This is a genomic window from Citrobacter sp. CtB7.12 (genome assembly GCF_001297795.1).
Classification (GTDB): domain Bacteria; phylum Pseudomonadota; class Gammaproteobacteria; order Enterobacterales; family Enterobacteriaceae; genus Citrobacter_A; species Citrobacter_A amalonaticus.
On record NZ_LIFT01000004.1, the window covers coordinates 37637 to 53668 of the forward strand.

Here is a 16032-nt window from a genome sequence, read left to right on the forward strand (position 1 = left end):
ATGAAACTGAAACATACCTTTTTAGCCGCCATGCTGCTGAGTCCCCTGACCCTGGCCGCGACCACATCAGGACAGACGGATGTCAGCCGACAGGAATCAACACAACGGGCGGACTCCGCACAGCAAAACCTGCAGCAGCAGGCCGGTCAGTGGGGACTCAGTGCCGACGATTATCAGCGTTATCAGCAGTTGATGAAGGGACCCCGGGGTACCCAGTCGCCGGGTCTCGATCCGCTTTCCACCCTCGGTATCGAGGCGCAGACGCCGGCAGAGCGCCGTAAGTTTGCTGAAAAGTGGGTGAAGGAAGAGTTTGCCCGCACCCAGAAAGAGCTTGATTTCCAGCGTGAGGTGAACGCGGCCTGGCAGCGCCTGTATCCGGGCACACTGCCGGTCAATATGGGGAACGCCTCCGGCGTGGCGCACGACAGTGGCGGCCGGCTGGCGCTGTTCGTCAGGTCAAAAGACTGCGCAACCTGCGACGCGAAACTGTCTGCCGTGCTGGCTGACAACCGGCCGGTGGACATCTATCTGGTCGACAGCCAGGGCAATGATGATGCGCTTCGCAGCTGGGCGCGGGACCATCACATTCCCGTGGAAAAGGTCCGCAAGCGCCAGATCACGCTTAACCACGACGGCGGCCGGTGGATGCGCTTTGGTAACGGCCTGATGCCGGTTTTACTGCAGCAGGCGGGAGACGGTAAATGGGCAATCGCAGCATTCTGACCGGCGCGCTGGCGCTGGGCTTACTGATGGCGGCCGTCCCTGACGGCCATGCTGACCAGACGGTGCCGGAGGGTTACGTCCGCGTGGCCATGGCGCACGGCGTGCCCCCGGAAGCGCTTTACTCGGTCTCACTGAGCGAGTCTTCGCGCAAACTTCCCCGCGGCGTGCGGCCATGGCCCTGGACCATCAATGTGGCAGGCAAAGGGTATCGCTATGAGACGCGCCTGCAGGCCTGGCAGGCGCTGCAGGTCTTTATGAAGCGTCACCCGCTTAAGCGCATCGATGTCGGTATTGCCCAGGTCAATCTGGGCTGGAACGGTCATCATTTTGCCTCGACGTGGGATGCGTTTGACCCTTACACCAACCTGAACGCCGCCGCCACCATTCTGCGTGAGTGCTGGGCGCGTAAGCCAGGCAGCTGGCTGGATGCGGCCGGCTGCTACCACCATCCCGCAGGTGGTCAGCCTGCTGCACGTTACCGCGCCATTGTGAGAGGGCATCTGGCAAAAATCAGCCCTGCACCCCGCATTTCTGCGCCGGCAGCTGAAGCGCCCCGTTCGGTTGCTGCGCTCACCCCCGATCCAGGCTTCGTCTGGACTGAACCCGGGAGATAACCCTGATGAAAACGCTGTCCTTACTGCTGTTTACCCTCCTTCCCCTGACCGGCCATGCTGAACTGAACGTGATTGCTGATCTGGGCGGTGAAGATGCTGCGCCGTATTTTGAGGCCGTTAATAAACAGCCCGGTATGCCCGGCGTCAGTGACGTACAGCCTTCACGCCAGCCGGGCCACGGTGTTCCGCTGGCTGACGGGATGGCGGGTATGTTACCCGTTAACACACCTGAACTGAGCCCGGGGAATACAGCAGACCGGCCGCTGCAGTTGCCCGGTATTGGGGCGTTGTTTCTGATTGGGGATGATGCTCTGTCCCGTGAATGGCTGAAGGCCAATGCCGGCGCGCTGGCTGAACAGCATGCGGCCGGGATGATAGTCAACGTCACAGACATGGATACCGTGCGCGAGCTGCGCGAACTGGCACCCGGTGTCAGCCTGGCCCCGGCTTCCGGGAGCGAGCTGGCCCGTCGCCTGCAGATTGAGCATTATCCGGTACTCATCACCGATACCGGCCTGACGCAACAGGTTAAGCCGTAATGAGCGCGCCAGATATCAACGGTCTGCTGATGGCACACCCTTATGGGGCGGTCATACTGATCGTCCTTTTCCTGTTGGTGATGGCCTTTCTGAACCTGCGCTGGCGTGAGAAAGCCAGCACCCGCCGTCACCGGCGATACCGGGCAACGGCGGGGCGGGTACTGAATAAGCTTAACAGCCTGCCGGGAGACGGGCAGCGTCTGACCTATCTGCGCAAAATCAGCCCCTATGTCTTTGAAGAGCTGTTGCTGTCTGCCTTTGAACGTCAGGGACTGACCGTAGTGCGCAATGCCTCCTATAGCGGTGACGGCGGCCTTGATGGCCAGGTCATCATCGACGGCGAGCACTGGCTTATCCAGGCCAAACGGTACAGTCGTGCTGTTTCCCCCGCACATGTTGAGGACTTCGACCGGCTTCTCCTGCAGTCCGGCCGCCGGGGGCTGTTTATCCACACGGGCCGTACCGGAAAAATGAGCCGCACCATTCGCACGGCGTCACCGCGTCTGCGCATCATTAGCGGGCAACGCCTGCTGGCCATTCTCGCCGGTCAGGACGTCCGGCAGTATCTCTGAGGAATCTTTTATGCACATCATCCTGAACAGCCTGCGCTACGCTTTGTGGCTTGTGTTCTGTTTATTCCGTCATGCCGTTTTCGTGCCTGCCGCTTTCGGCGGTGTCTACCTGCTCGCCTGGCTTGTTTTCGGCCATCCGGTCAGTGACCTGAACGACCAGTTGCAGAAGGAGGCAACGGCATGGCGCACCGCGCCGCCCGGACATTACATGTGGGAGGAATGCCCGGTGCCTGATAATGCGGCTCCGCCTGAGGCAAAGCCGGCAGCCTGTACCGTCACTGCCGTCTCCACAGAAACCGCGGCGAACAATTACCTGCTGTCATTGCGGGCCGTATGGATCATTTTTTTCATCCTGTCGAATGTTCTGTATGTGCTCTGGCGCTTACTGGCGGATGCCCTGCGTTACCACTCCCTTTCCTGCAGGGAAGCCGGTGCCGGGAGGGGAACGTATATCCGTATGGCCGACGGTAAAATTATAAAGGAGGCAGACGATGAGTAACCGTTACGTCATTGAGGCCCTGCTGCGTCCGGCCGTTGAGCTGAATACCGCCGTGGTATCGGGCATGGCGGCGTATGTCTGTGTGCAGGCACCCTGGGCTGTCGCCCTGGCTCCGTCTGTCAGCTATGTCACCGCAGCCGGGTTTGCGGCGCTGGCCGTCACCCGCACGCATCAGGGGATGAAGATTATTCGTTACCGCCGGAATCTCCGCCGCCTGCCGCGCTATGTCATGAGCACTAAGCAGATCCCCGTCAGTCATCATCGCCTGTTTCTCGGCCGGGGGTTCCGCTGGACCCAGAAACACACCCAGCGCCTGCAGGATACGCTGCGCCCTGAAGTGGCCCGTTACCTGCAGCCAAACCGCTTTTACCTGGGGGCGCGTCAGCTCGAAATGATGACAGAGCACCGTCTGCCCTGGCTGGGCAAGCTGCTGAGTGCTGATACGCCGCTGAACCCGGTGCGGCCGTTACCGCCGGTGGGCGGAAACCCGGCGCTGCACGGCATCGAGCCCGACGAAAAAGACGTCACCCTGGCTCTGGGGGAGCGCGTTGGCCATACGGTGGTGTACGGCACCACGCGCGTCGGGAAGACCCGGCTGGCAGAGCTGCTGGTCACCCAGGATATCCGGCGGGGTGAAGTCACCATCGTGTTTGATCCGAAAGGCGACGCAGACCTGATGAAACGCGTCTGGGCAGAGGCCCACCGGGCCGGACGCGGGGACGAGCTGTATATTTTTCATCTTGGCTGGCCTGAAATTTCAGCCCGTTATAATGCCGTCGGGCGTTTTGGTCGCGTGTCAGAGGTGGCGTCCCGCGTGGCCGGTCAGCTGTCGGGTGAGGGGAACAGCGCGGCATTCCGCGAATTTGCCTGGCGGTTCGTCAACATCATCGCCCGTGCGCTGGTCGCCCTGGGGGAACGCCCTGACTACACGCTGATTATGCGCTACGTGAACAATATCGCCGATCTCTATATCCGCTATGCGGAAAAAATCATCCAGGCGCAGCTGCCGGCTCTGCAGACGCAGATTGAGAATAATCAGCAGGTGCTGGGAGAGGACGACGTGCCCCGTAACATGCAGGGGCAGCCGGATGCCTTACGTATCTGGGCCATTGAGGTTGCCCTGAGTTCAGAAGAGGGTAAAAAACTCTATGATCCCATCCTTGACGGGCTGCGTTCAGCGGTACGTTATGACCGTACTTACTTTGACAAAATCGTGGCATCGCTGCTGCCGCTGCTGGAAAAACTGACCACCGGCAAGACCGCCGAGCTGCTGTCGCCGGATTATCAGGATATTGACGACACGCGGCCGATTTTTGACTGGGAACAGATCATCCGTAAAAAAGCCGTGGTGTATGTGGGGCTCGATGCGCTCAGTGACAGTGAAGTGGCGAGCGCGGTCGGTAACTCCATGTTCGCCGATCTGGTGAGTGTGGCCGGGCACATTTATAAACACGGTATCAATGCGGGCCTGCCGGGCGGGAAAGAAGGGAAGTCCCTGATTAACCTGCACTGCGATGAGTTTAACGAGCTGATGGGGGATGAGTTTATTCCTCTTATCAACAAAGGGGGCGGTGCCGGCATGCAGGTAACGGCCTATACCCAGACGTCTTCTGATATTGAGGCACGCATCGGGAATGCGGCCAAGACGGCCCAGGTACAGGGTAACTTTAACAACCTGATTATGCTGCGCGTCAGGGAGAACCGCACCGCCGAGCTGCTGACCACGCAGCTGCCGCAGGTGGAGATTTACACCAAAACGCTGGTCTCCGGGCACCAGGACACGGCAGATGTCAATGCAGACCAGGACTTCACCTCAAGCACCCAGGACCGCGTCGGGACGGTAAAAGTCCCGCTACTGGAGCCGGCCGATATCGTGACGCTGCCAAAAGGGCAGGCGTTTGCCCTGCTGGAAGGCGGGCAACTGTGGAAAATCCGCATGCCGCTGCCTGCCGGGGATGCTGATGATGTGCTGATGCCGGAAAGTATTGAGAAAATAGCGGAGGAGATGCGGCGCAGCTATCACAGCGGCGAATCCTGGTGGCGGGACGGTCCGGCCCTGAACGTGCCGGTCACAGGAGGGGCGAATGGCTGAGGTAAAACGTCCCCCACAGCAGCAGACGCTGCCGGAACGCAAGCACGGCATTCTGTATAATCTGCTCTGGGGCTGGCCATGGGCCCTGGTGGGCGTGGTGCTGTCCTCGCTGCTGCTGAGCCTGCTGATTGAATATATCGGCATCGCCTTCTTCTGGCCGGAAGCCGGGGCGGCGCACAGTGAAGCGGTCATGAACACCGAGCTGGGGTGGCTGTCCACAGAGTTCACCCGCAGCCTGCTGCTGTCTGAGCCATCGGTGACGGTTGTGCGCTGGGTGAACATCGCCTATCAGTGGGCCTTTGTGGACAGTGGCTTCCTGGACTGGGTCCGGCAGCAGTATGCACACCAGATGCACAGTGACAATGCCGTCACCCGGGAAATCAACAGCTGGAGCGGCTGGCTTGCCGGCTACCTGCGTGAATACCTGCTGGCCACGGTATGGATCAGCATTATCACCCTGGTACGCGTCACCATCCTGGTGCTGTCCGTGCCGCTGTTTGTGCTGGTCGTGGTGGTGGCGCTGGTTGAGGGGCTGGGGCGGCGTGATCTGCGGCGGTACGGCGCGGGGTATGAAAGTTCGTTTGTCTATCATCATGCCAAGAAGCTGGTCAAACCGGCCGCTGTGGTGCCCGCCATGCTGTACCTTTCCTGGCCCACGGCAGTCTACCCCAATCTGCTGTTGTTGCCGGCGGCTGTTCTGCTGGGGATCGCCGTAACGGTGACCACTGCGTCGTTCAAGAAGTATCTTTAAATCAGGGCTGGACGGAGGCGTGCAAAACTTGTTTTGCGCGCCTGCCGTCAGCAGACAAGCCATGAAACGACCGTTACTGGCGCGTCAGTGTCAGTTATTAAATACCGTCAGTTCTGTCACTTTAAAGCTGTCTGGCTTGTTGGTTATGCTGTCGTAGGGGGCCTGTAGCTTCCATTGCTGACCCGGCTCCAGATTTTCAGCCATCGCTGCCGTATTTCCTATTACTGCCCCATTCTGAAGCAAGTTGAATTTGACAATTACAGTCTTCACAGGCCCACCTGACACGTTTGTTCCCGTGCCTTCAATTTGCTGCAAACCATTTGCTGCTGTGGCGAAATGCAGGTCTGAAAGTTGGACTTTGCCAGTACCGTCGGCCGCAAGAACAGGGCCGGTAATCAGTGCAGTGATTAACGTGGCCTTCAGAACAGTATTCATCATTTTCATTTTCCCTCTGTTTACCGTTGAGTTTTCTTAATATCACAATGAACCTTTATTTACAGCTAAACCTGCCACCGGCACTGACCTGCAATTAATTTTGAAATTCCTGTTTAGGGTTTATCGCTGACCCGACGCTCCCTCTTCCGCATCCTGTCCGCACCCCTTAATCCTTCTGGAGGTGCGTATGAACTCAAATCGTCCGGCCATGCGGCGCAACCGTCGTGTCCCGGGCATCACTGGCCTGGTATTGCTGACCATTCTGGCATCAGCTGCTGCACAGGCATCCGAGAAAGACGAGCTTGCGTCTGTTCAGCGTCAGCTGGACCAGGTTCAGGCGTCGCTTGAACGGGCCCGCGTGGCGGCTGCACAGGCCGACCCGGCTGACCGTGGCCGCTTTTTCTTTGATTACCGTCAGGCCACATCCGATCTCAACACCATCCGCAGCGGCATTGACCGCTATCTGGAGCCCTCCCGCGCGCAACCGCGTGACCCGTCTTATGTGGCCGGTAATTACCGGCGGGAGCGGCCCTGATGCCCATGACATCCGAACAAACGAACGCGTTTAAAGCCGGCTCCGGCAGTCTTGATGTGAACATCCTTCATCTGCTCTGCATCGGGGCACTGCTGGCATTTCTTTTTTTATGGGCCGCGTGGGCGCTGTCGGATGTCTGGACCGGCTGGAGTAACACCAAAGTGCGGGACGCGGCCCTGGGGCGTTTTGCCGTCCGCACCGTGCTGCTGTTGCTTGTGTGTATCTGGATGTTTGCCAGTTAACCCGATTATGAACGTTAAGTCAGGAGATGAATTCCATGCACCATTCTGAGTCTGTTGTTGCCCGCCTGCGCCGTCTCGCCAGTCGTACGCTGACCCGCGCCGGTACGCTTGCCCTCCTGGGCTGGCTCACCTGCAAACCGGCCTTTGCGGACTTGCCAAGCGTTGAAGCGCCTGAATCCGGAGGCGGAAGCGGGCTGTCCGGACAAATCAAGGGCTACCTGCAGGACGGCATTGTTATCGGGGGGCTGGTCGTGGCGGCCGTTGCCTTTATCAACGTTGCCATTGCCGCCCTGCACACCTTCACCGAAGTCCGCAATGAGAAAGCCACCTGGACCAAATTCGGGGCCATTGTGGTGGTGGGTGTGGTGCTGCTGGTTGCCGTTATCTGGCTGCTCGGCAAGTCTGCCGACATTCTGTTGTAGGAGCCTGCGACGATGCAGACCATTCGTTTTTTACCTGACCGTCTCAACAGTGAGCCCGTGGTGTTTCGCGGGTTTACCACCCATGAGATGGGGCTGGCAGCCCTTGCCGGCGCGGGTGCGGGTCTGCTCCTGTCACTGCCGTTTATCCCGCTTGCCGGCTGGGTTGTCGTTCCCACCGGCCTGCTGGTCATGCCGCTGCTGCTCGTCTGGTTCGGCGGCCGCTGGATGGCCAGGCTCAAGCGCGGTAAGCCCGAGAACTGGCTCTGGCAGCGACTGGAGACGAAAAAACGCCGGCTGGGGATGGGCAATCCGAAACTGATTGTGGATGCCCGGGGCTGGTCAGTAAAACGTAACAGGAGAGCCTCATGAGCCGTTTTCGCCATGCGGTAAAAGACCGTGACCAGCATATTCAGACGCTGCGCATCGCCTGCGCCGTACTCGCCTTTTTCCTTTTATTCACCTGTGCCGGCTGGATGCTGGCGCCCAGCAAGCTGACCGTGCATAACCCGCCGGATTTACGTACCGGCAGCACGCGGCCCTGGTGGGAAGTGCCGCCCCCGACGGTCTACTCCTTTGCGTTCTACATTTTTCAGCAGCTCAATGCCTGGCCGAAAAATGGCGAGGTGGACTATTCCGCCAAAATCAATGCGCTGTCGCCGTATCTGACGCCGTCCTGTCAGGATTTCCTGAAAGCGGATGCAAAGAAACGCGGTGACGCCGGGGAACTCACCGACCGCGTGCGCGTGGTGTATGAAGTGCCCGGTCGCGGTTACCAGTCACAGAGCGTGACCGTACAGGATCGCGATCACTGGATTGCCCGCCTGGACGTGGTGGCCGATGAATATTTCCATGCCGAGCCGGTCAAACGCGCCCTGGTGCGTTACCCGCTGAAAGTGGTGCGCTGGGAAGGCGATGCGGAGCGCAACCCGTTCGGTCTGGCGCTGGACTGTTATGCCGGTGTGCCCCAGCGTCTGGAGGCGGCACCGCCTGCACCCAAACCGGAGAAGTCAGGAGTGTTTCAGTGATGAGTAAAAACCCCCACGCCCGCGCCGGGCTGATGGCGCTGTCCTTCGCCCTGCTGCCCCTGGCAATGCTGGTATCACGTCCTGCCAGCGCAGATGAGCTGATGAAATGGGAGCGTATTCCGCTGCAGATCCCCCTGAAGGTGGGGCAGGAGCGAGTGGTCTTTGTGGACAAAAACGTCCGCGTTGGTTTTCCGCCGGCGCTTAACGGCAAACTTCGGGTGCAGAGCACCGGGGGTGCCGTCTACCTGAAAGCCGACAGCGCCTTTCCGCAGACGCGGGTGCAGCTGCAGGATGTGGAAAGCGGCGAGGTTCTGCTGTTTGATATCGCCGCCGGTGAAAAAGGGCCGACTGAGCCGGTCCGTCTGGTCTACAGCGGTGATGTCAGCACGCTGAGTCACGCCGGCGATGCGGCCGGTCAGCCAGGTGGTGCAGATCGGGCTGCTTCCGGATCAGGCTCATCTGCTCCCACCGGCAGCGATGACGGCACCCAGGCAAAGCGTAAAAAAATCCGCTACAGCGCCCCCATCCCGGTGCTGCTGACCCGCTATGCCGCGCAGAGCCTTTATGCGCCAGCCCGTACGGTCGAGGCGGTCCCGGGTATTCATCCGGTCAACCCGCATCTGCCCCGACGTGTCAGCACGCTGTATCCCTCTGAACCATTAACGGTCACGCCGCTGGCTGGCTGGGGCGTGGCAAACCGCAGCGTGGTGGCACTCAGGCTCACGAACACCGGCAGCCGTAAAGTCGTTCTGGATCCGCGTGCGCTGCAGGGACAGTTTGTGTCCGCCACCTTCCAGCACCGCTGGGTCGGTCCGGCCGGCACGCCGGAAGACACCACCACGGTGTATGTGGTGACCGCCGGTCGTCCGGAGAGCGCATTTATTGCTGAGCCGTCTGCACTGCGTAAAGCGGCCCGCACGGTAAAACAGGAGGCCCGCCATGCAGATTAAATCTAATGCCCTGGTGAAGTTTATCGTGCCGGCCGTGGTGATTGCCGGGCTGGCCGTGGGGCTCAAAAGCTGCAAAAACGAACCGGCAGAACAACCTCAGGCAAAACAAAGCGGCTCCCTGAAAAACCTCTCGCCGGATGAACTGAAGGCGCTGGGGGTGGAAGGCGACACGCCGGAGGACACCCTGCGCACGCTCATCGGCCGGCTGAACGATGTGCGTGACCGCCAGAAAACGCTGGATAAGCAGAACGCGGATTTGGTGAAAGAAAACGAGCGGTTGCGCCGGCGCAATCAGGACGTTTCAGGACAGGTGAATGAGGCCGTTAATGGCCTGCGCGAGCAGTACGACAAGCGGCAGGCGCAGCTTCAGAACGAACAACTGAGCCTGACGGCGAAAATCCAGGAGCTGACCGACAAACTCAAAAAGCCTGACAGCGAGAAAAAAACGGCGGACAGCGATATCCCGCTGGGGCTGGGCCTGGACGGCATGGGCAGCAGCACCGGGGGGAGCGCTTCTCAGGGCAGCGACGGCATGATGTGGGTCGCGCCGACGGACCAGAAAGAGACGGATCCGCGGGATGCGGCCAGCGGCAAAGCCTCACCTCAGTTCCCGACCTCTTTTCTGGGGGAAAATGAGCTGACCCGCCAGAAAGCCGCTTATGAGGAGAAAGTGAAGGGACGGACCAATGAAAAAGGGGCGGAAGAGAGCGCCGAGCCGGTTTACACGCTGCCGGAAAATTCCACGCTGGTCGGCAGCCGCGCCATGACGGCACTGCTTGGCCGTGTGCCCATCAACGGCACCGTGACCGATCCTTATCCGTTCAAGGTGCTTATCGGTAAGGATAACCTGACGGCGAACGGCATCGAGCTGCCGGACGTCGAAGGGGCGATTGTTTCCGGTACGGCCAGCGGAGACTGGACGCTGTCCTGCGTGCGCGGGCAGGTTAACAGCGTCACCTTTGTCTTTTCCGACGGTACGGTACGCACCCTCCCAAGACCCGACACCAGTAACAACGCCGGCGGGCAAAATAATAACGCTCAGGCTAAACAGGATACCGGCACCAGTGGCGGTATCGGCTGGATTTCAGATGAAAACGGGATCCCGTGCATTGGCGGCGAACGTAAGTCCAATGCCTCCACCTATCTGCCCACCATTTTTGGCCTGTCGGCGGCCGGTGCGGCGGGTGAAGCGATGAGCCAGGGGCAGTACACGACGCAGAACAACGTAAATGGCATTTCCGCCACCATGACCGGCGACGCCGGACAGGCGGCGCTGGGGAAAGCTATTTCCGGCGGCATGTCTGAAACCACCGACTGGATCAAACAGCGTTACGGGATGACGTTTGATGCCATTTATGTGCCGCCCGGTGCCCGTCTCGCCGTGCATATCACCCGTCAGCTGGCCATTGATTATGAAGATAAGGGCCGTAAGGTGCGCTACGACTTCACCCTGCCGGGTGGCGTCAGTGACAACGGCGGACTGGACTGAGTACACGGCCATGGCGGGACAGATAACGTTTTTCCCTCTTTCATCCGTGTGCTGGACGTTCAGCGACGGGGCAGGCTGGCATATTGACGTGATCCCTGCGTCTTCTGCGGTTCTGTTGCTGCGACCCGTAGCGCTGTTGCCTGCCGGCGCACCTTTACTGCGCTGGCGCGATGGCCAGCTTTTACTGGATATCGGCAGGTTCTCCCTGCCGCTCAGTGCCCGGGAGTGTACCGTTTCGTGGCGCAGCCCGAAAATCCCGCGCCGGCTTTACTGCCCGCGAATGACATTACGGGAGCTGGGGCACCTGCTGAATGTCAGTGCGTTCGTTTTTATCTGCGGCGGTTACGATCCGGCCGCCTCACAAAGGAGATACCGGTAATGTACAGAACGGTTTTCATTCTGGCCCTGAGCTGTGTAATGCTCAGCGGCTGCTCAACCTCCAAAGAGGAAATGCTGCCGGCGGGCGATAACACCATGCTTGAACTGTGGAACGGGGCGGACGGTGGCGGCAGTACTTCCCGCCAGTCTGCGGCGGCCCGCGACACGCTGCGACGCCCGCTGACGGGCAGCGAAACGCAGGCTGACGCGCAGGCCGACCGCAGCTACAGCCGTACTCAGGAAAGCGAAATCACCCAGCAGTTTCCCCGGCTGCCCAACCCCGACATGGTGATGTACCTGTATCCCCATCTGGCCGACGGTAACACGCCGGTGCCGGGTTACAGCACCGTGTTCCCGTTCTACAGCCAGACGCAGTATGCCATGCCTGGCGAACGCACGGAGGCCCTGTAATGCTTTCACTGTTTACGCGTAATAAATCCACCGACCGGCAGACGCCGGTTGATGACGGCCAGGCCGTTCAGGCAGATGAAACCCTGACCGCGGCCGTGAAGGGCCGGCAACCCCTGAAGCGCCCCGGGAAAATGAAGCGCCAGGATGAGGAGAAGGTTTATCACGCCAATCCGTCCATCATTGACTTTTTGCCCTGGGCAGAATTTCTCGATGAAGAGCAGTGTCTCCTGCTTGATGACGGCGTGTCGGTGGGTGCCGTTTATGATGTGACACCGGTGGCGACCGAAGGGCGAACCGAAGAGCGCCTGGAGCAGATCCGGGACTCGGTTGAGGATGCACTTCAGGACAGCTTTGATGAACATGACGTGAATCCCTGGGTCGTGCAGTTCTTCTGCCAGGACGAGGACGACACTGACGCGTACCTGGACAGGCTGCGCGGGTATGTCAAACCACATGCACAGCGCACGGCGTTTACCGACGCCTGGCTGGGTGAAATGGAGCGCCATATCCGCAGTATCTCCCGGCCTGAGGGACTTTTTACTGACTCGCTGATTACCGGCCAGCCGTGGCGCGGGCAGCAGCGCCGCACCCGGATGGTTGTTTATCGCTGGCTTGGTAAAAGCCGGGATCCGATGCCGCCTGTGGCGATGCTCAATCAGGTGTGCGACCGGGTCGTTAATGCCCTGGGCGGGGCGGGGATCCGCTGCACCCGGCAGAACGGCCTGCAGGTGCATGGCTGGCTGCTGCGGCTGTTCAATCCGTCACCGGACTGGGTGGAGAAAACCACGCTCTATCGGCAGGCTGCTTACGCAGACCCGCGGGAGACACCTGAAGGCACCGTGCCGGTCAGCAATGATTTTGCCGAAACCCTGTGGTTCACGCCGCCGGTTTCAGACCCGGAAAATGGCGTGTGGTGGATTGACAACAAGCCGCACTGCGCGGTGGCGGTGGAAAAACTGCGTACACCGCCGGAGCCGGGCACCCTGACCGGCGAGAAAAGCCGGGGTGAAAAGAAAATTAATGCCCTGATGGATATGTTTCCGGAAGGGACCATGGTGTGCATGACCGTGGTGGTACAGCCCCAGGACCGGCTTGAAGAGCAGTTTAACCGGCTGTCGAAAAATGCGGTCGGTGAGAATACCGAGTCGGGCCGCGTCCGCCAGGATGTGAAGACGGTCAAAGAGTATCTGGGCAACCGGCACAAGCTGTACCGGGCGGGGATCACCTTCCTGCTGCGCGGCGACGACATGACCAGCCTGAAGCGCAAGCGGCTGGAGCTGTCCACCGTATTGCTAGGGGCCGGTCTGCAGCCGGTACGGCCGGAGTTTGAAGAAGGTCCGCTGAACAGCTGGCTGCGGGCGCTGCCGATGTGCTTTAACCCGGACAGCGACAAAAAACACTGGTATACCCGTCTGACATGGGTTCAGCACCTGGCAGGACTTTTGCCGGTAACCGGGCGGGAAACCGGCACGGGGCATCCCGGCTTCAGCTTTTTCAACCGCGGCGGGGATACCCTTACATTCGATCCGCTCAACAAGCTCGACCGCACCCAGAACGCGCATCTGCTGTTGTTCGGCCCGACCGGGGCGGGCAAGTCGGCCACGCTGTGTGCCGCGCTCTCCCAGCTGATGGCCGTCCACCGTCCGCGGCTGTTTATTGCGGAGGCCGGCAACTCGTTCGGCCTGCTGGCCGACTTCTTTGACAGCCTCGGGCTGACGGTGAATAAAATCAGCGTCAAACCCGGAAGCGGCGTCAGTCTGCCGCCGTTTGCTGATGCTCACAAACTGGTGGAAGAAGGCCTGGCCGCCCAGGCCGTGGATGAGAGCGACCTGCCGGATATCGACACGGACGACGATGGCGAGGATGACAAGCGTGACGTTCTCGGTGAAATGGAAATCTCCGCGCGCATGATGATCACCGGCGGCGACCCGAAAGAAGAGGCTGACCTTAAGCGTGCCGACAGGGCGATGATACGTGAGGCGCTGCTGATGGCGGCGCATGCCACGTATAAGGAAGGGCGGCAGATGCTGCCGTCTGACCTGCAGCAGGCGCTGTATGACATTGCCTCTGACAACGATGAGGGCGTCATCAATGTCCGCAATGCCCAGCGCAAGGCGAAAGCGGCGGAAATGGCGGAATCCCTGGGCATGTTTACCCAGGCCGGGAGCTTTGAAGCGGAGCTGTTCAACCGCGAAGGGGAGCTGTGGCCGGAAGCGGACGTGACGCTGGTCGACCTGGGGCATCTGGCGCGGGAGGGCTACGAGGCGCAGATGGCCCTGACCATGGTCTCGATGACCAACATGATCAACAACATCGCGGAGCGTGACCAGTTCCTGGGCCGGGATATTGTCTTCACGGTGGATGAGGCGCATATCGTGACGGTCAACCCGCTGCTGTCGCCCTACATGACGAAGGTGGTCAAGATGTGGCGTAAGCTCGGTGCCTGGCTGTGGCTGGCCACCCAGAACCTTAAGGACTACCCGGATATTGCCGAAAAAATGCTGAACATGGCGGAATGGTGGATTTGTCTGACCATGCCCCCGGAGGAGGTCAAAGATATCAGCCGTTTCCGCGCGCTCACGCCGGAGCAGGAATCGGTGCTGCTTTCCGCCAGTAAACTGTCGGGGTGTTATACGGAAGGCGTGGTGCTGGCGAAACGGATCGAAGCGCTGTTTCGTGCCGTGCCGCCCAGCCTCTTCCTGGCACTGGGCATGACGGAAAAAGAAGAGAAAGCCGAACGCCGGGCGCTGATGAATGAATTTCACTGCAGCGAACTGGAGGCGGCAAAACGCGTCGCGCAGAATCTGGACCGTCTGCGCGGTCTGACGGAAAAACAACAGGAGCCTGCCACGGTATGATGACACTGAAGTACCCTGAACCCGCCATTCATGAGCACAGTGGCGGTGCGCTTTTCACCCTGTCGCCTCAGGGGGAGCCCGGCGTGCTCCCGGCGACACATCAGCACCTGGTGAGGCTGCGGGCGATGCTCAGGCAGCGCCTGACCGGGCCGGTCAAAATGACGTGTCACCCGCACCGGGTGGGACTCAGCAGCAGCGTGGCCATCTATCTTGAGGGAAAGCTGAAGCAGGCGGTGAACATCCTTATCACCGTGACGGGGCAGACAAGCTGGCCGCAGGAAGAGGAGTATGCGCATCCCCGCTGGTATATCACGGTGCCGGATTCGGCTGACCTGGTGTATCTGATGCTGTGGATTAACGGGCTTGAAGTGTAACTCCAGACTTGCCTTCACCAGGGGCATGATAATAAAAATTACTTAATGCTTTTTTGATACCGGCCGCTGGGGCCGGTTTTTTTATCATCTTATTTTATAGAAAACACACGAGTTATCACCTACGTACATCGGTACAGATGATCTTCCACCATTTGTCCGCTCAAATATCTTGTTTAGTACCTTTAGATCTTCGTCCTTAATAGTTTCATAATCGAGATTCGTATATATAGCTAATTCAGACGTTGAGCATATGCGTCGGGCATTTTCAAACATTCCCCATGCGTTTAACGCGTTGCAAGTTATCGGGCTTATCGCTCTTATTATTTTTTCTATAAGGTTAATTTTTTCCCTTATTGACTCGATGGCCGTTTGAGTGTCGACTGTTTTAGATTTTATCCAGATGCAATCATGATGAAAAAGTCTGTTTCTATAATCACGAATTTCTTTTAGCATGTTAATTAGTTTGCGGCGTGCTTCAATAGGTTTGTTATCGATTAAATTTAATCGCCTGAAGGCTTTTGAAAGAGAAAGGGGCCAAAGATAATCATTTTTTTCAGAATTATCATCTGTATGAAGTGCCTCTAACAGGACTGACTCCCATGTTGAGAATGTTGTTGTGGCAATAATATCATCATGATCAAATGCCGGAGGTTGTGTGGTTACCAAGTTTGAGCTAGCCAGTCCTAGACGCGCAGCTTCTTTTTCTTTCCATCTTTTTTTGAGAGTGGATTCCGCCTCTCTAATGCAGTTTATAAACTTGCTGTGATTATCTTTTGTAGTGTCATATTTAATCTTATCCCACCACTTATCTTGGAATCGCTGCCTGGCCGCTTTATCAATTGAGTTTCTCAAAACCAATTCAAGTTGTTGCATTAAGGGGTACAGGGAAGCTGCTGCATTCTGTAGCCAGAGGCTAAACCCATACGTTTCTAATCCGGGCTGGACGTTGAAAGTACCTTGAACAGCCCCTAGCCTTGCTGTTGAGAGCAAGGAAAGGATTGGCGTATAATCCTGTATGCTTTTAGGCATAGTATCTCCTGATGCTTTAGCCATTATTACTGGGCATTTTTCATGCTTCACAAGCTAGTTGACGACTCCGTCATCATAAGCTAATCTATAAGCA

At 58.7% G+C, this 16032-nt stretch carries 20 protein-coding genes; 18 read left to right on the forward strand and 2 right to left on the reverse strand.

Going from position 1 to position 16032, the window contains the following annotated elements:
* From AOY24_RS06865 to AOY24_RS06895, 7 genes are read left to right on the forward strand one after another with little or no spacing between them, the layout of a single operon-like run.
* Entirely contained in the window at window positions 1–723 is a 723-nt protein-coding gene (locus AOY24_RS06865; RefSeq protein WP_054176381.1) for a TIGR03759 family integrating conjugative element protein, read from the forward strand.
* Window positions 702–1337, forward strand: coding sequence for a transglycosylase SLT domain-containing protein (locus tag AOY24_RS06870; RefSeq protein ID WP_031624646.1), 636 nt, complete (start codon window positions 702–704; stop codon window positions 1335–1337). The genes AOY24_RS06865 and AOY24_RS06870 overlap by 22 nt, the downstream gene beginning before the upstream one ends.
* A 5-nt stretch (window positions 1338–1342) precedes the next feature.
* Entirely contained in the window at window positions 1343–1876 is a 534-nt protein-coding gene (locus tag AOY24_RS06875) for an integrating conjugative element protein (RefSeq protein ID WP_054176382.1), read from the forward strand.
* Window positions 1876–2448 (forward strand): restriction endonuclease, encoded by a 573-nt coding sequence (locus tag AOY24_RS06880; protein WP_054176383.1) that lies wholly within the window; start codon window positions 1876–1878, stop codon window positions 2446–2448. The genes AOY24_RS06875 and AOY24_RS06880 overlap by 1 nt, the downstream gene beginning before the upstream one ends.
* Before the next feature lie 10 nt (window positions 2449–2458).
* Window positions 2459–2947: a hypothetical protein gene (locus tag AOY24_RS06885; protein ID WP_042998106.1), complete on the forward strand. Its 489-nt coding sequence runs from the start codon at window positions 2459–2461 to the stop codon at window positions 2945–2947.
* The gene (gene traD / locus AOY24_RS06890) at window positions 2940–5039 is read left to right on the forward strand and encodes a type IV conjugative transfer system coupling protein TraD (RefSeq protein ID WP_054176384.1); all 2100 of its coding nucleotides are present in this window, start codon (window positions 2940–2942) and stop codon (window positions 5037–5039) included. Before AOY24_RS06885 ends, traD begins: the two co-directional genes overlap by 8 nt.
* Complete coding sequence (locus AOY24_RS06895; protein WP_054176385.1) at window positions 5032–5790, forward strand: TIGR03747 family integrating conjugative element membrane protein; 759 nt, start codon at window positions 5032–5034, stop codon at window positions 5788–5790. The genes traD and AOY24_RS06895 overlap by 8 nt, the downstream gene beginning before the upstream one ends.
* Before the next feature lie 90 nt (window positions 5791–5880).
* Here AOY24_RS06895 and AOY24_RS06900 read toward each other — a convergent pair whose 3' ends face one another.
* On the reverse strand, window positions 5881–6228 hold the full coding sequence (locus AOY24_RS06900; RefSeq protein ID WP_054176386.1) for an FxLYD domain-containing protein: 348 nt from the start codon (window positions 6226–6228) through the stop codon (window positions 5881–5883).
* A gap of 184 nt (window positions 6229–6412) precedes the next feature.
* Between AOY24_RS06900 and AOY24_RS06905 the strand changes: the two genes are divergently transcribed.
* The 11 genes from AOY24_RS06905 to AOY24_RS06955 are packed head-to-tail and all read left to right on the forward strand — an operon-like array spanning window position 6413 to window position 14909.
* Window positions 6413–6760: an RAQPRD family integrative conjugative element protein gene (locus AOY24_RS06905; RefSeq protein ID WP_054176387.1), complete on the forward strand. Its 348-nt coding sequence runs from the start codon at window positions 6413–6415 to the stop codon at window positions 6758–6760.
* A complete protein-coding gene (locus tag AOY24_RS06910; RefSeq protein ID WP_003029734.1) occupies window positions 6760–7002 on the forward strand; it encodes a TIGR03758 family integrating conjugative element protein in 243 nt (80 codons plus the stop codon). The genes AOY24_RS06905 and AOY24_RS06910 overlap by 1 nt, the downstream gene beginning before the upstream one ends.
* A gap of 35 nt (window positions 7003–7037) precedes the next feature.
* Window positions 7038–7424 carry a TIGR03745 family integrating conjugative element membrane protein gene (locus tag AOY24_RS06915; RefSeq protein ID WP_006785968.1) on the forward strand — a complete coding sequence of 129 codons (387 nt, stop codon included), beginning with the start codon at window positions 7038–7040 and terminating at the stop codon, window positions 7422–7424.
* Window positions 7425–7436: 12 nt separating this feature from the next.
* Window positions 7437–7793, forward strand: coding sequence for a TIGR03750 family conjugal transfer protein (locus AOY24_RS06920; protein WP_004115534.1), 357 nt, complete (start codon window positions 7437–7439; stop codon window positions 7791–7793).
* A complete protein-coding gene (locus AOY24_RS06925) occupies window positions 7790–8449 on the forward strand; it encodes a PFL_4703 family integrating conjugative element protein (protein WP_004115533.1) in 660 nt (219 codons plus the stop codon). The genes AOY24_RS06920 and AOY24_RS06925 overlap by 4 nt, the downstream gene beginning before the upstream one ends.
* Window positions 8449–9399, forward strand: a complete 951-nt coding sequence (locus AOY24_RS06930) for a TIGR03749 family integrating conjugative element protein (RefSeq protein ID WP_054176388.1) — start codon at window positions 8449–8451, stop codon at window positions 9397–9399. The genes AOY24_RS06925 and AOY24_RS06930 overlap by 1 nt, the downstream gene beginning before the upstream one ends.
* A complete protein-coding gene (locus AOY24_RS06935) occupies window positions 9389–10888 on the forward strand; it encodes a TIGR03752 family integrating conjugative element protein (protein WP_039187759.1) in 1500 nt (499 codons plus the stop codon). Before AOY24_RS06930 ends, AOY24_RS06935 begins: the two co-directional genes overlap by 11 nt.
* A gap of 10 nt (window positions 10889–10898) precedes the next feature.
* The gene (locus tag AOY24_RS06940; protein WP_054176389.1) at window positions 10899–11267 is read left to right on the forward strand and encodes a hypothetical protein; all 369 of its coding nucleotides are present in this window, start codon (window positions 10899–10901) and stop codon (window positions 11265–11267) included.
* Entirely contained in the window at window positions 11267–11677 is a 411-nt protein-coding gene (locus tag AOY24_RS06945; RefSeq protein ID WP_006785978.1) for a TIGR03751 family conjugal transfer lipoprotein, read from the forward strand. Before AOY24_RS06940 ends, AOY24_RS06945 begins: the two co-directional genes overlap by 1 nt.
* The gene (locus tag AOY24_RS06950; protein WP_054176390.1) at window positions 11677–14535 is read left to right on the forward strand and encodes a conjugative transfer ATPase; all 2859 of its coding nucleotides are present in this window, start codon (window positions 11677–11679) and stop codon (window positions 14533–14535) included. The genes AOY24_RS06945 and AOY24_RS06950 overlap by 1 nt, the downstream gene beginning before the upstream one ends.
* Window positions 14532–14909, forward strand: coding sequence for a hypothetical protein (locus AOY24_RS06955; RefSeq protein ID WP_054176391.1), 378 nt, complete (start codon window positions 14532–14534; stop codon window positions 14907–14909). The genes AOY24_RS06950 and AOY24_RS06955 overlap by 4 nt, the downstream gene beginning before the upstream one ends.
* A gap of 84 nt (window positions 14910–14993) precedes the next feature.
* Here the strand turns inward: AOY24_RS06955 and AOY24_RS06960 are convergent, their stop codons facing one another.
* Window positions 14994–15938: an Abi family protein gene (locus AOY24_RS06960; RefSeq protein WP_054176392.1), complete on the reverse strand. Its 945-nt coding sequence runs from the start codon at window positions 15936–15938 to the stop codon at window positions 14994–14996.
* Window positions 15939–16032: the final 94 nt, after the last annotated feature.